General features: G+C 61.7%; 18 protein-coding genes. 11 read left to right on the forward strand and 7 right to left on the reverse strand.

The features are described 5' to 3' along the window. The first annotated feature begins 7 nt into the window (after window positions 1–7). The 6 genes from ABW043_RS20155 to ABW043_RS20180 are packed head-to-tail and all read left to right on the forward strand — an operon-like array spanning window position 8 to window position 4,499. Entirely contained in the window at window positions 8–514 is a 507-nt protein-coding gene (locus ABW043_RS20155) for a TRAP transporter small permease (RefSeq protein WP_353922999.1), read from the forward strand. A gap of 7 nt (window positions 515–521) precedes the next feature. Beyond that, window positions 522–1,802, forward strand: coding sequence for a TRAP transporter large permease (locus tag ABW043_RS20160; RefSeq protein WP_353922982.1), 1,281 nt, complete (start codon window positions 522–524; stop codon window positions 1,800–1,802). A 6-nt stretch (window positions 1,803–1,808) separates the two neighbouring features. Next, window positions 1,809–2,549, forward strand: a complete 741-nt coding sequence (locus ABW043_RS20165) for a FadR/GntR family transcriptional regulator (protein WP_353922983.1) — start codon at window positions 1,809–1,811, stop codon at window positions 2,547–2,549. 24 nt (window positions 2,550–2,573) lie between these two features. Continuing rightward, a complete protein-coding gene (kduI, locus tag ABW043_RS20170; RefSeq protein WP_353922984.1) occupies window positions 2,574–3,398 on the forward strand; it encodes a 5-dehydro-4-deoxy-D-glucuronate isomerase in 825 nt (274 codons plus the stop codon). Beyond that, window positions 3,398–4,159, forward strand: a complete 762-nt coding sequence (gene kduD, locus ABW043_RS20175) for a 2-dehydro-3-deoxy-D-gluconate 5-dehydrogenase KduD (protein ID WP_353922985.1) — start codon at window positions 3,398–3,400, stop codon at window positions 4,157–4,159. The genes kduI and kduD overlap by 1 nt, the downstream gene beginning before the upstream one ends. Before the next feature lie 4 nt (window positions 4,160–4,163). Continuing rightward, a complete protein-coding gene (locus ABW043_RS20180) occupies window positions 4,164–4,499 on the forward strand; it encodes a cupin domain-containing protein (RefSeq protein WP_353922986.1) in 336 nt (111 codons plus the stop codon). On the opposite strand, the gene ABW043_RS20185 is transcribed toward ABW043_RS20180, so the two are convergent. Next, window positions 4,496–5,116, reverse strand: a complete 621-nt coding sequence (locus tag ABW043_RS20185; RefSeq protein WP_353922987.1) for a hypothetical protein — start codon at window positions 5,114–5,116, stop codon at window positions 4,496–4,498. The genes ABW043_RS20180 and ABW043_RS20185 overlap by 4 nt on opposite strands. 91 nt (window positions 5,117–5,207) lie before the next feature. Between ABW043_RS20185 and ABW043_RS20190 the strand changes: the two genes are divergently transcribed. The 4 genes from ABW043_RS20190 (at window position 5,208) to ABW043_RS20205 (ending at window position 7,964) form a co-directional block, all read left to right on the forward strand. Then, window positions 5,208–5,825, forward strand: coding sequence for a trimeric intracellular cation channel family protein (locus ABW043_RS20190; protein ID WP_353922988.1), 618 nt, complete (start codon window positions 5,208–5,210; stop codon window positions 5,823–5,825). Continuing rightward, a complete protein-coding gene (locus tag ABW043_RS20195) occupies window positions 5,822–6,169 on the forward strand; it encodes a DUF4326 domain-containing protein (protein ID WP_353922989.1) in 348 nt (115 codons plus the stop codon). Before ABW043_RS20190 ends, ABW043_RS20195 begins: the two co-directional genes overlap by 4 nt. Window positions 6,170–6,226: 57 nt before the next feature. Continuing rightward, window positions 6,227–7,438, forward strand: a complete 1,212-nt coding sequence (gene uxuA, locus ABW043_RS20200; protein WP_353922990.1) for a mannonate dehydratase — start codon at window positions 6,227–6,229, stop codon at window positions 7,436–7,438. 67 nt (window positions 7,439–7,505) lie between these two features. Further along, entirely contained in the window at window positions 7,506–7,964 is a 459-nt protein-coding gene (locus ABW043_RS20205) for a response regulator (RefSeq protein WP_353922991.1), read from the forward strand. Here the strand turns inward: ABW043_RS20205 and ABW043_RS20210 are convergent. From ABW043_RS20210 to ABW043_RS20235, 6 genes are all read right to left on the reverse strand, one after another. Beyond that, window positions 7,946–9,088: a succinylglutamate desuccinylase/aspartoacylase family protein gene (locus tag ABW043_RS20210; RefSeq protein ID WP_353922992.1), complete on the reverse strand. Its 1,143-nt coding sequence runs from the start codon at window positions 9,086–9,088 to the stop codon at window positions 7,946–7,948. The genes ABW043_RS20205 and ABW043_RS20210 overlap by 19 nt on opposite strands. Window positions 9,089–9,099: 11 nt before the next feature. Then, a complete protein-coding gene (locus tag ABW043_RS20215) occupies window positions 9,100–9,387 on the reverse strand; it encodes an MTH1187 family thiamine-binding protein (protein WP_353922993.1) in 288 nt (95 codons plus the stop codon). Window positions 9,388–9,399: 12 nt separating this feature from the next. Beyond that, window positions 9,400–10,134 (reverse strand): ABC transporter permease, encoded by a 735-nt coding sequence (locus tag ABW043_RS20220; RefSeq protein WP_353922994.1) that lies wholly within the window; start codon window positions 10,132–10,134, stop codon window positions 9,400–9,402. Then, window positions 10,134–10,946, reverse strand: a complete 813-nt coding sequence (locus tag ABW043_RS20225) for an ABC transporter permease subunit (RefSeq protein WP_353922995.1) — start codon at window positions 10,944–10,946, stop codon at window positions 10,134–10,136. The genes ABW043_RS20220 and ABW043_RS20225 overlap by 1 nt, the downstream gene beginning before the upstream one ends. Before the next feature lie 206 nt (window positions 10,947–11,152). Further along, window positions 11,153–11,905 (reverse strand): transporter substrate-binding domain-containing protein, encoded by a 753-nt coding sequence (locus ABW043_RS20230; RefSeq protein WP_353922996.1) that lies wholly within the window; start codon window positions 11,903–11,905, stop codon window positions 11,153–11,155. A gap of 61 nt (window positions 11,906–11,966) precedes the next feature. Next, a complete protein-coding gene (locus tag ABW043_RS20235; protein ID WP_449395024.1) occupies window positions 11,967–12,764 on the reverse strand; it encodes an ABC transporter ATP-binding protein in 798 nt (265 codons plus the stop codon). Window positions 12,765–12,957: 193 nt separating this feature from the next. Here ABW043_RS20235 and ABW043_RS20240 point away from each other — a divergent pair. Next, window positions 12,958–13,724: YdcF family protein (locus ABW043_RS20240; protein ID WP_353922998.1), on the forward strand; the 767-nt coding region annotated here is incomplete at its 3' end.

Raw genomic sequence — 13,724 nt, forward strand, 5'->3', positions numbered from 1 at the left:
TCTTAAGATGGGCGCCTTCACACGCACGCTCTCGACTGGCTCGCTCTGGATTGCCGGCTTTGGACTCGTGGCGATGACGGTGATCGTCGCCTACCAGATCTATATGCGCTTCATCGTCAATTCCTCGCCGCCCTGGACTGAAGCGGCGTCGATCATGATCATGAGCTGGTTCATTTTCCTCGGCGCCGCCGTCGGCGTGCGGGAAAATTTCCACATGGGCTTTGACGTGCTGCTGTATTTCCTGCCGCCAAGCGCCAAGCCGTGGCTGCGGGCGATCAGTGACCTGTCCATTTTCGCCTTTGCCGCTGGCATGGTCTTTTATGGCGGCGAATTGGCCATGCGCGGCTGGGGTGTGCGCATTCCCGTCGTCGGCCTGCCGCAAACCTTCACCTATCTGCCGATCGTGATCTCCGGCGTCCTGATGTGCCTGTTCTCGCTGGAGCGCATTCTGCTGCGCCTCGCGGGCGAGAACGTGGATGACGTCGAGACCGATGCCGCGATGACGGCGGACTGAGGACAATATGGAATACTGGATTCTATTCGGCGTCTTCACGGCGCTCATGCTGGTGGGGACGCCCATCGCCTTCTGCCTCGGCATCGCCAGCTTCGCGACTGTGGTCTATATCGGTCGCCCGGCCATCGTGGTGTTTCAGCAGCTCAATTCCGGAGTTTCCGCCTTTACGCTGCTGGCCATTCCCTTCTTCATTTTTGCCGGCGACCTGATGATGCGTGGCGGTATCGCTGCGCGTATCATCCAGTTTGCGGGTTCGCTGATCGGCCATGTTCGCGGCGGTCTGGGCCAGGTCAATGTGGCCGCCTCGACGCTCTTCGGCGGCATTTCGGGCTCTGCCGTGGCTGAGGCTGCGGCTGTCGGCGGCATCATGATCCCGCAGATGAAGGCACGCGGCTACGGTGCCGATTATGCGGTGAACGTGACTTCGATGGCGGCGCTGATCGCGCTGTTGCTGCCGCCCAGCCACAACATGATCATCTATTCACTCTCGGGCGGCGGGCGTATTTCCATCGCCGATCTCTTTACCGCCGGCATCATTCCTGGCCTGCTGCTGGCTCTGGCGCTGAGCATCACGGCGTATATCGTTGCGGTGAAGCGCGGCTATCCCACTGAACCGTTTCCGGGCTTTTCAAAGGCTTTCCAATATTTCCTGATCTCCATTCCCGGCCTGATGCTGATCGTCATCATCTTCGGCGGTGTGCGCTCGGGCATCTTCACGGCCACGGAAAGCTCATGCATCGCGGTGCTTTATGCGCTGCTCGTGACCCTCTTGATCTACCGCTCGCTGAGCTTCAAGGAATTCGTCCATTGCGTCACTGGCGCGGTGCGGACCACGTCGATGGTGCTGTTCATTATCGGCGCTGCGGCTTCTTTCGGCTGGCTGATGGCCTATCTCAAGGTTGCGCCGATCCTCACCGATGCGATCACCCATCTCACCACCGATCCGCTGATGGTGCTGCTGCTGATCAACGTGCTGCTGCTGTTGCTTGGCACGTTCATGGATATGGGGCCGCTGATCGTCATCACCACGCCCATCTTCCTGCCCATGGTCACCGCCTTTGGCGTCGACCCGGTCCACTTCGGGGTGATCATGATCCTCAATCTGGGCATCGGGCTCAACACGCCGCCGTTAGGACCCGTGCAATTCGTTGCTGCGGCCGTGGGTAAGATTACGGTGTGGGAGGCGATGAAAAGCGTCTGGCCTTTCTATACCGCCGGCCTCGTCGTCCTTGGTCTTGTCACTTATATCCCAGCGCTCTCGCTTTGGTTGCCGAGCCTGTTCCGGTAAAACGCCATGTCTCTCGCCGATTTCACTCCGCCGACCCGAAAGCCCAAACTCGCCGAAATGGTGGTCGATACGCTGCGTAAGCGCATCGGCTCCGGCGAGTTCGGGCCGGGTCAGAAACTCCCCACGGAGAGCCAGCTCACCGTGCATTTTGGCGTCAGCCGGACCGTGGTGCGCGAGGCGATTGCCGCGCTCGCCGCCGATGGCACGGTGCAGCCGCGGCAGGGGGCAGGGGTGTTCGTGATGGCCAGTGCGGCCAGCGCCTTCACCTCGATCGGCGGGGAGACGTCCAACAAGATCTCGGTGGCCCTCAACGTGCTTGAGGTGCGCATGGGCATCGAGATCGAGTCGGCCGGCCTCGCGGCGCTACGGCGCAGCAATAGCCAGGAAGCGGCAATCCAGGAAGCGTGGAACGAGTTTGGGCGGCTGCTGAAGTCGGGCAATCCGACCGGCAAGACCGACTTTTCGTTTCACCGCGCCATCGCGGCAGCCACCAATAATCCCTTCTATATCGAAGTGCTTGACGCCCTGGGTAGCCGGACCATCCCCTGCGATGTCGCCTCGCCGTGGGGCACGGAGAGCGTGCTCACCTATGACTATCAGGTGGGTCTCCATGAAGAGCACAAGCGCATTCTGCTCGCGATCTCGGCCCAGAATGCCGACGGCGCGCGCGAAGCCATGCGCGATCATCTTTCCCGCAGCCAGGATCGCTACCGTGCGCGCCTGGCCGAGCAGGGCAGCGAGCACTGAATTTCCAGTTTTTCCGGAGTAGCCATGAGCACCGAATTCGACATCCGTTTCGCCATCGATCCCGCCGGGGCTGCCGGCATGGGTACAGGTGAGTTGCGCGAGAACTTTCTCATCGACGATCTCTTTGCCGATGGCGCGGTGCGCTGGATCTATACGCATTATGACCGCATGGCAGTTGGCGGCGCGGTGCCGACTTCGGGCGAACTGGCGCTTGAGACGATCAAGCCGACGGGCACGGCGAACTTCCTCGATCGTCGCGAGCTGATTGCCGTCAATATCGGCGAAGCCGGGACGATCACCGTGGACGGTGTCGCCCATGCGGTCGGGTCTCGCGACATGCTCTATGTCGGCATGGGGTCGAAGGACGTGCGCTTTGGCGGCGCCGGCGCAAAGTACTATCTCCTCAGTGCCCCGGCCCATGCCTCACATCCGACGACGCTTCTGCAGCAGTCGGGTGCCAAGCGGCTCGATTTGGGCAGCGCGGAAACTGCAAACGAACGCTCGATCTTTCAGTACACGAACAGCCTCAAGAGCTGTCAGTTGGTGGTTGGCCTGACCCAGTTCGCGCCGGGTTCGGTCTGGAACACCATGCCTGCTCACGTTCACGACCGGCGCATGGAAGCCTACCTCTATTTTGACCTCAAGCCCGACGCTTTCGTCGTGCACCTGATGGGTGAACCGGACGAAACGCGGCACATGATCGTGCGCAACGAGGAGGCAATTCTATCGCCGCCGTGGTCGATTCATTGTGGTGCAGGGACTGGCGCCTATACCTTCATCTGGGCGATGGCCGGAGACAACATCGACTATACGGACGCCGAGAAGGTGCCGATGGAAGAGTTGCGCTGATGGATCTCGGCGCATTCAGCCTTTCAGGCAAGACCATCATGGTCACCGGCGCCAATACCGGCATCGGGCAGGGCATTGCCATGTCCATCGGCCGGGCCGGTGGGCGGGTGATCGGGGTGGGTCGTTCGTCCATGGAAGAGACTGCCTCGCTGATGGCGGGGCAGGGCGCTGATTTTGCCGAGGTGCGGGCCGATCTTGGCTCGACCAAGGAAGCGCAAGCCATGTTCGACGAGGCGTGGGACCAGCACGGCACGATTGATGGCCTCGTCAACAATGCCGGGATCATCAAGCGGGTCGATGCGGTGGATTTCACCGAGGCCGATTGGGATCAGGTGATGGACATCAATCTCAAGACGATGTTCTTCCTCGCCCAATCGCTGGGCCGCAAGGCCATCGGGGCCAATAGGCCGGCGCGGATCGTTAACATTGCCTCGATGCTGAGTTTTCAGGGCGGCATTCGGGTGGCGAGCTATACGGCTTCCAAGAGCGGTGTGCTCGGCATTACCCGTCTTCTCGCCAATGAATGGGCGGCCAAGGGCATCAATGTGAATGCTGTGGCGCCCGGATATATCGAGACCAACAATACCGAGGCGCTGCGCAACGATCCTGACCGGTCGGCGTCCATTCTTGGGCGTATTCCGGCGGGACGCTGGGGCGTTCCCTCCGACATTGGCGATGCGGCCGTGTTCCTCCTCGCTCCTGCTTCCAACTACATGCATGGCGCCGTCATCCCCGTCGATGGCGGCTGGCTCGCAAGGTGATTTCATGACTGAACAGAAATTTTTCGCCCAACCCAACGAAACTGAATGGACCGAACTGGCGCCGGGCAATACACGCCGGGTGTTGATCCATACGCCCGAGATGATGCAGGTAGAGTTCGGCTTCGAGAAGGGCGCCGTCGGCGCGCTGCACAGCCATCCTCACATCCAGGTGAGCTATGTCGCCGAGGGCAGCTTTGAAGTGACCATCGACGGCAAGACGCAGGTTGTGGGGCAGGGCGGCAGCTTTATCGTGCCATCGGGTCTCGTGCACGGCGTCGTGGCGCTGGAAAAGGGCCGTTTGGTCGACGTGTTCACGCCGCACCGGGCAGATTTCCTCTAGCCGATCTCCTCCAGCATCGCTGCATAAGCCTCATCGTGCCGGCCGGCCCAGTTGGGTTTGCCGGGTTCGGTGAGGCGGCCGCGGCGGGGTGGGATGAAGCTGTAGATGGCGCGGATGGGTTCTTCGCGCCATTGCAGGTTGAAGGCCGCGAATTTCGGGAAAAATTCCATATCGGAATAGGGCAAGTGATCGTGCACCCACCAGGCTATGGCTTCCCAGTCGCCGGTTCGCTCATAGTAGGGGATGAAGCGGTTGACGATGACGCAGGCGGTCGCGCCCATGCGACCCTTGGCGTCGCGGCGATCCCAGATGTGGCCGGCAAAGTTGCTGGCATTGCTGCCGCAATTGAGCTTGTTGACGTTGCCGAAATGATTGACCTCGGGCGAACGATAGGACGAGCGGACCGAGAGGCGGCCGAACTTTTGTTGCAGTGGTTCGAGCAGCTCTTCGCAGAGCCGCTTGCCGGCGGCGATGGCGAGATCGGGATCATCAGGAAGGTTCTGGAAGCCGTTGATGACGGCGATTTCGGAATACAGAAAATCGCGCATGAAGAAGTTTTCGGAAAGGCGGACGCGGCCGAAGGCTTCGAGGGCGCGGACGGTTTTCGGCTGGCGCATGGGACAAATCCTTCTCGGGTCTGGACGGCCAGTGGTGCTTCTGTAACGTGGCGGCGACAACCCGGTTTCGACCAGCCGCCAGGATTCTTCCATGCTCACCATGATGTTCTATGTCGCGATCACAGCCGACGCCATGTCGGCAGCCCTCGCGGCGGGGCGCCGCAACATGGATTGGTTCGGTGTTTGCCTGATCGCCTGCATCACCGCACTCGGCGGAGGCACGGCGCGCGATGTGTTTCTGGACCACTATCCGCTCTACTGGGTGCACAACCCCTACATTCTGGTGCTGTGCTGCTGTGCGGCCCTGCTGACGATTGCGCTGGCGCCATTGGTGCACCGGCTGCGCTGGCCCTTCCTGCTGCTCGATGCGCTGGGGCTCGTGGTCTTCACCATCATTGGCTGCAATATCGCCATGGAAACGCAGGAGCATCCGATCATCGTCATCGTGGCGGGCATGGTGACAGGGATTGTGGGTGGCATCATGCGCGACGTGCTGTGCAACGATGTGCCTCTGGTCTTTCGGGGCGAGCTTTCTGCCACTGTCTCGATCGTGACGGGCGTGGTCTACTATCTCGGCATTATGGCGGGGCTGCAGGCGGATCTGGTGCTGTTGGTGGCGCTGGGCGTCGGCCTACCCCTGCGCGTGCTCTCCATCCTGCTCAAGTGGGAAATGCCGAAATTCGTCTTCGACCGCGAGATGCGGAAATGAGACCGACCCGGATCGTCCTGTCGCGCCGTGCGGGATTCGATCTGCAGGCCATTTCCAGGTCGATCAATGGGCTGCCGGCGCAGTCTGTCGCGCGCCCCGGGCCTTGGGGCAATCCGTTCAGCATCGATGCCGTGGCCGCGGAGTCGGGCCTTGATCGAGCTGCGGCTCAGGCGGAAGCGGTCGCGCGGCATGCGCGCTGGATGCGCGGCGAGGTCGAAGCCGACCGGATCCGGCCATCGATTGACAAGATACGCGCCGAGCTTGGCGGCAAGAACCTTGCCTGCTGGTGCCGGGAGGGTACGCCTTGCCATGTGGAAACCCTCATAAAGCTCGCGAACGACTAGGGGCGCCATGAACTTTGTGCTAGGGCGTTTCTACCATACAAGAATGGAGTTCTGACTGTGCGACAGACCTGGCGGTGGTTCGGCCCCAAGGACCTTTGCAGCATCGATGATATTACGCAGGTCGGTGCCGTCGGCGTCGTGAGCGCGCTGCATCATGTGCCTAATGGCGTCGTGTGGACGCCAGAAGAGATCGCCAAGCGTTACAAGGAAATCGCGACCCGCAAGGACGGCACGGCTTCGGGTCTGACCTGGGACGTGGTCGAGAGCCTGCCGGTCAGCGAGGACATCAAGAAGCAGAAGGGCAATTGGCGCGAGCATATTGCCAATTACAAGATTTCCATGCGCAACCTCGCCGAGAGCGGCATGGAAGTGATCTGCTACAATTTCATGCCGGTGCTCGACTGGACGCGGACCGATCTGCGCTGGACCGTGCCCAATGGCGGGTCGTGCATGCGCTTCGATATCAACGATTTCGCGGCTTTCGATATCTATATCCTGAAGCGTCCGGGCGCTGCTGCCGACTACACCAATGCCATTGCCGACGAGGCGGGGCGTCGCGTCGCCGCGATGAGCGAGGACGAGAAGAAGACGCTCGGCCGCAACGTGACCATGGGTCTGCCCGGCTCGACGGAATCCATGTCGCTCGAAGATGTGCAGGCGCATCTCGACGAATACGGCGCTATCAGCCGTGACCAATTGCGGAAGCACTTCGTGCAGTTCCTTGAAGAGGTCGTGCCTGAGGCCGAAAAGCTGGGCCTCCGCTTCTGCTGCCATCCGGATGATCCTCCGTTCGCATTGCTCGGCCTGCCGCGCGTCATGTCGACCGAGGAGGACTACAAGTTCATCCTCGATGCCGTGGACAGCCCGAACAATGGCATGACGCTGTGCTCTGGTTCGCTCGGCGCGCGGCCGGACAACGACCTGCCGGGCATGATGGAACGCTTTGGGCCCAAGGTGCACTTCCTGCACCTGCGCAATGTAAAGCGCGACAATGATGACATCGTTGGCTCGTTTTACGAGGCCGAGCACCTAGCGGGCGACACCGACATGGTGGCCCTGATCGCTGCCATCATCCGTGAGGAGCGCCGGCGCAAGGCCGAGGGTCGCAAGGATTGTGTCATTCCCATGCGTCCCGACCATGGCCAGGATATTCTCGACGATCTCGGTCGCCGGGCCCAGCCGGGCTATCCAACCATCGGCCGCATGAAGGGTCTTGCTGAATTGCGGGGGGTAATGACCGCTCTCGAGCATGGAACGGTTGGATTGTAACAATCTGCTTCATCTCTCGTGAATGGGGCATGACCACACTCACCTCGAAATTCGGTATGGGGGTGGAATGAGCGTTCTAGCGACGATGCGGCAGGCTGTTGCCGCGTGGAGGCCCGCCGAAACTATCCCGACCCCGGTGCCCGAAAGGGCGGAGCCCAAACGTGTTCTGGTCGTCAATGACGACCAGAACGTCCTCGATGTTGCCGAGCGGCTATTGATTGGGGATGGCCATGTGCCGGTGCTGACCGGCGCGCCGCAGTCTACCTTGCAGATCGCCCGGTCGCTGCGGCCAGCCGCCATTTTTCTCGATGTGCTGATGCCGGGATTTGATGGCTGGGACCTGCTGGCCGCACTCAAGTCAGATCCCGAGACAAGCAGCATTCCCGTGATGATGATCTGCATGCTGGGAGAGCGCCGCAAGGCGCTCGAAGCAGGAGCCGACGGCGTGATCGCCAAACCGCTCGATGCCGATAGGATGCGGGCCGCGATGGCCCGCATCAGTTCAGATCAATCTTCGAGCAAATAGCCACCGGCGCGGCTGGGCAGAATTTCCTTGCCCACAATCTTGGCGACGGCCGAACCGGCGACGGCGAATTTCGCCGACGCGCGCGAGAGGATGAAGCCGCTGGTGCCGGCGCGAATGGGCGTGCGGGCGATGAAGGCGTCCGGACCATCCATGGCGATGAGGTCGGCGATGACATCGCCGGCCTGAACCTGCTGGCCGAGCTCGACGCGATAGGCGAGGAGGCCAGGCTTGGAAGTGCGCAGCACTTCGGTTGCTTCGAAGGGAGTAGGGCCGGGAACCGGGGTGACCGGCGCCGAGGCCGGCAGGTCGATGAGGCCGCGACCAGCGAAGAAATCGAAGAGGCCCTGTGCGTCTAGTTTGCCAAAGGCGTCGTGAGTGTCGGCCTGGCCGCGATATTCGAGCGTGGCGGCTTCGCAGGCCATGGGAATGGCGGCGCCGGGATTGGCGCGCTGGGCCTTGCGGAAGAGATTGGGCAGAACTTCGTCGAACGAGCCGCCGCCGCTGTCTTCGGCCGTGAGAGTTGCGGCGACGCCCATGCGGTCGGCCAGATCCTGCAGGCCCGGCATCAGGTCGGGCGAGGTGAAGATGTGCATGAGGCTTTCGTCGTCGCAATGAAGGTCGAGGACGATATCGGCATCATGCGCGGATTTGAGGATGTGGAGGCGCAGCTTCTGTCCGGCGGTAACCGGGTTTTGCCCATCGATCCATGCGCCGACCGCGGCCCGGATGATGGCGACATTGGCCTTGGCGTCGGCGCCGAGCTTACCCCCGACGCTTTCGGCGATGATGGGGTAAAGGTCGGGCCAGCGGCGGTTGAAGTTGACGCCGGTTTCGAGGTCGTAGCGGCCGATATGGCGGCGCAGTACGCGGGTGGCGAGACCGAGCGGATTGACCGAGGGGAAGAGCACGAAGCGGGCGCGGAGTTTCCCGGCGGCATCGGCCTCGCGGAGCATGGGCAGCAGATGATGGATGGCCATCGTGCCGGGCTGCTCGTCGGCATGGAGCGCAGCCTGCAGGTGCACCTTGGTTTCGGCGGTTTCCGGACCGACGGTGTACCAATGGAGCCGTGTTGTCTGGCCGGGGGCGTCGCCGGGGAGGTCGAGGTGGTGCTGGGTAAAGGTCATGGGCTGCTACTTCAGGCGAGACGGGCGAGCTTGTCGGCCATGGTCTGGGGTTTGTCGGTGCGGGTCGAAAAATGCATAGTGCAGAAAATGCGCTCGACGCCAAGTTCGTGGAGACGCTGGCAGCAGGCTTCGACGGCGGCGCTGACGTCGCTCATTTCGCCTTCGATATTGGTGCCGTTGGCGTGCATCTCATGGGTGAGGCCGGTGCCGGCGAGGATGTCGCGGACTTCCCTGATATAGGCGGAGACCGATGGTCCCACGCCCATAGGGACGATGCAAAGGTCGGCGATGATCTTCATTGTCGCTCCTTGTCAGCGCATCCATTTTGGCCGGAAGCGCATGCGCGGCGGTGCCGGCATGTGGCGCATGAGGCGCTGATAGACGAGGCCGAAGAGGAAGAAAACCACCAGCGACACTGCGAGGAAATAGAGCGCCGCCACCGAGAAGTGGAGGAAGGCGTTGTAGTCGCGTTCGAAGAGGGTTTTCGCCGTGATCATCAGGTCGGCCTGCGCGCCGACGACGGGCAAGGCGAAGTAGACGATGGCGGTGGCGTGGAAGAGGAACACCACTTCGTTGGTGTAGGCCGGCCAGGCGAGGCGGATGAGATTGGGCCAGACGACGCGGCGGAACTGCTGGTTGCGGGACATGCCATAGGCGCGTGCGGCCTCAACTTCGCCGCGCGGCACGGCGCGCAGGGCGCCATAGAAAATTTCGCCGGTATAGGCGGCTGTGTTCAGCACCAGCACCAATGGGCCGATGAAGAGCGGGTGCAGCACGAACCCCGATATTCCCAGAGGCTTCCACACCGCGAGATTGAGCGACAGGGCCAGGGAATAGAACATGAAGAACTGGATGAAGAGCGGCGAGCCGCGGAAGGCATAAATATAGCCGCGCGAGAGGCGGTTGATGAGCACATTGGGCGAGGCTTTGCCCAAGGCGAGGAAGACGGCCAGCACGAAACCGACGGGGATGGATGCGGCGGCAAAGTAGATGTTGAACACCACTGCCTGCGACATCAGAGCGAGATCGTTGAGGAAAGCCTGCATCAGACGCGTGCCTCGCTCAGAATGCCCTTACCGGCCCGGCGCATGATTGCCTCGAAGGCGCGCTCGGAGAGCCAGGTGACGAGGATGTAAAAGACGAAGAGCACGAGATAGTAGCGCCAGCGCCAGTCCTCGTGCACGAGGCCCACGGCGGGCAGGAAGTTCGGCGCGCCGAGACGATCGGCCCAGAGCACGATGTCGGCGATCTGCAGCAGCGAGAGCAGCGAGGTCGCCTTGACGATCAGCATCCAGACATTGGAGAGGCCGGGCAGGGCATAAACCCACATCTGGCGGATCTGGATGCGCCAGAGCACCTGGCCCGGCGACATGCCGAAGGCGCGGGCGGCTTCAAGCTGGCCGGCTGGGACGGAACGCAGGGCGCCGTGGATGACATTGGTGGCGAAGGCGCCATAGACGAGGCCGAGCGAGACGCTGGCGAGCAGCAGATATTCCGTGGTGCCGAGGAACCAGTTGGCCTCCTTGCACGGCGGCCAAGCGGCGGTCTGGGCGGCGATGGCTTCGGGCGTACAAATCTGGCTGGCGATCAGCCATTCAACGCCTTGCTCGAACGCGAGCGGGAAGAAGAGGAAGAACAGCACGTCCGGCACGCCGCGGACGATCGAGGAATAGATCGTGCCGATGATGCGCAGGGGGAGGAAGCGCGAGTTCTTCAAGGTCGCGCCGAGAAGGCCGAAGAAAACGGCCAGGGTGCCACCCATCAAAGCAGCGAGAACGGTGAACTGGAAGCTGGCATACCAGGTCAGATGCTTGCCGTTGGTCAGGTAGCTGAACCAATAGGCGATGTCGTCGGTCATGTGGCTGGCACCGGTTCCGTAGGTAAGCGAAGGGCCGGCGGACCGGCCGACATTCAGCTGATGCTGGTCTGTAAATGGCGGCTTTCTGCGCTTCCGGTGCTCACGTACCTAAAAGTACGCTCCGCTCCGGTTCTCAAAAACCGCCATTTTCGCCTCAGCCTGAGCTGAATCTCGGCCGGTCCTATGCCCTTCGCCGGGATCAAGCCTTATTCGGCGAAGTAGGGGCCGCGGCCTTCGAACCACTTGGCGATCAGCTCGTCGACGGTGCCGTCAGCCTTGAGGGCGGTCAGGGTTTCGTCGAGCTTGGCCTTGAGGTCGGCATCGTCCTTGCGCAGACCGCCACCGACGCCATTGCCGATCAGCACGTCTTCGCCGACGAACGCGATAGCGCCACCCGAAGCGGTCACGACGGGCTCAAGATAGGCGCCGTCAGCGAGGATGGTGTCGAGGTTGCCAGCGGCGAGGTCAGCCATGGCCTGGTCGGCGGTGGTGAAGGTCACGATGGTGTTGCCGGAAGCAAAGTTCTCTTCGGCATAGGCAGCCTGGATCGTGCCGCCCTGTACGCCGACGCGCTTGCCGGAGAGAGCGGCGAAGTCGATCTCGGTGCCGGCCATGGCGACGAACTTGGACGGATCGGGCGGGAAGTAGTTCTGGGTGAAGTCGATGGTTTCGAGGCGTTCGTCGGTGATCGACATGCCTGCCATGATCAGGTCGTAGTTGCCGGCGAGCAGGTTCGGGATGATGGAATCCCAGTCATTGATCAGCCATTCGCAGGTGAGGCCGGCCTTTTCACAGATGGCATTACCAAGGTCGATTTCGAAACCGGCAGGCTTGCCGCTGTCATCGAGGAAATTCCACGGTGCATAGGCGCCTTCGGTGGCGATGCGGATGGATTCCTGCGCCATGGCCGAACCGCCGAGTGCGAGGGCGGCAACCGCTGCCAGAATGATCTTCTTCATATAGTCTCCGTTGCGTTGGACGTCGCGAGTTCGCCCAGTTGCCTGGGTCTGAAGGGTGCCGCTAGCTGTGGCTGGCGGCGTTGAGAAACTGCTTGAGGCGGGCCGACTTGGTGGCGCCGAACACTTCGTCGGGCGTGCCTTCTTCCTCGATCAGGCCTTGATGGAGGAAAATGACCTTGTCCGAAACCGAGCGGGCAAACTCCATGTCATGGGTGACCAGCACCATGGAGCGGCCCTCGTCGGCGAGAACCTTGATGACGCGCAGGACTTCGACTTCCAGCTCTGGATCGAGCGCCGATGTCGGTTCATCAAAGAGCATCACACGCGGATTTATGCACAGCGCGCGCGCAATGGCGGCACGCTGCTGCTGGCCGCCGGAAAGCTGAGAAGGATAGGCATCGGTCTTGCTGCCGATGCCGACCTTGTCGAGCATGGCGCGGGCTTCTGCTTCCACTTCGGCGCGCTGGCGCCCCTGCACGACAAGCGGGGCCTCCATGACGTTTTCGAGGATCGTCATATGGGCCCAGAGATTGAAGGACTGGAACACCATGCCGAGTTCGGAGCGGATGCGGCGAATCTGGGCTTCGTCGGCCACGTGGCGATCCTGCCCCTTGCCGCGTAGCTTGATGGGTTCGCCATCAATCACCACGTCGCCGGCATCGGGCACTTCGAGCATGTTGATGCAGCGCAGAAGCGTCGATTTGCCGGAGCCCGACGAGCCGATCAGGGAAATGACCTCGCCTTCGCGGGCCGAAAAGGAAATGCCTCTGAGGACCTCCAACGCGCCGAAAGACTTGTGCAAGTCTCGTAACTCTACAACCGGCGATGTCCCCGCCCGTACGGGCCTAGCTTCCTGCATGCTCACCATGTCACCCGGTGTCGGGTGTTCCTGAACGGCAATTGCCTTTTTTTGAGGCTGGCAATTTTGACCGCCTCCAACAAAAGCAAATGGGGGGCAGATGGCAAGGGGAAAAAGCGATAGTGCCCAGCCCACTTGGGCTTGCGGATGAATACGGGCATAAGGCGAGCGTGGCAGCTTACGGGAAATACGTATGTTCTTTCTGGCGTCGAAGGTCTTCTGGTTGTTGGCTCAACCGCTCAGCGTGGTCTTACTGCTGATGCTGGGTGCGGCTGTGGCGTTGTTCTGGGGCAAGAAACGGTTGGCGGTCGTCGCGCTCTTTCTCGGTGTTCTCGTGCATGGGGCCGTGAGCTTCACTAATCTGGGATATATCGTCATGCAGCCGCTCGAGGACCGTTTCGCGGTTCCCGCGCCGCCACCTCAAACCGTAGACGCCATTATCATGCTCGGCGGCGCGACGCTGGAGCGGCCCAGTTCGGCCCGACAGATTGCCGAACTCAATGATGCGGGGGACAGGTTGACGACAACGCTTTGGTTGGCCCAGACCTACCCGTCCGCAAAAATCTTCATCAGCGGTGGTAGCGGCGCCCTGACGGATGAAGGCGAAGCTGAGGCAACAACCGCGGAACGTTTCTTCCTCGCGCTCGGCATTGCCCGCGAGCGGCTGGTGCTCGAGGGGGCGTCCCGCAATACCGACGAGAATGTCGCAAATACCAAGGGTTTGCTCGGCGACAGTGGCGATGGAAACATCGTCCTCGTTACCTCAGCGTTTCATATGCCGCGATCAGTAGGCATTTTCGAGAAGGCCGGACTTTCCGTCATTCCTTGGCCGACCGACTATCGCACGCCGGGCCCGCAGTGGTTCGGATTTGACATCGCCAACCCCGTGCAGAACGTCAATGTGAGCACGGTGGCGATCAAAGAGTGGGCGGGACTGTTGATCTACTACTGGACGGGCAA

This window comes from Devosia sp., assembly GCF_040509215.1.
In the GTDB taxonomy this organism is placed as follows: domain Bacteria; phylum Pseudomonadota; class Alphaproteobacteria; order Rhizobiales; family Devosiaceae; genus Devosia.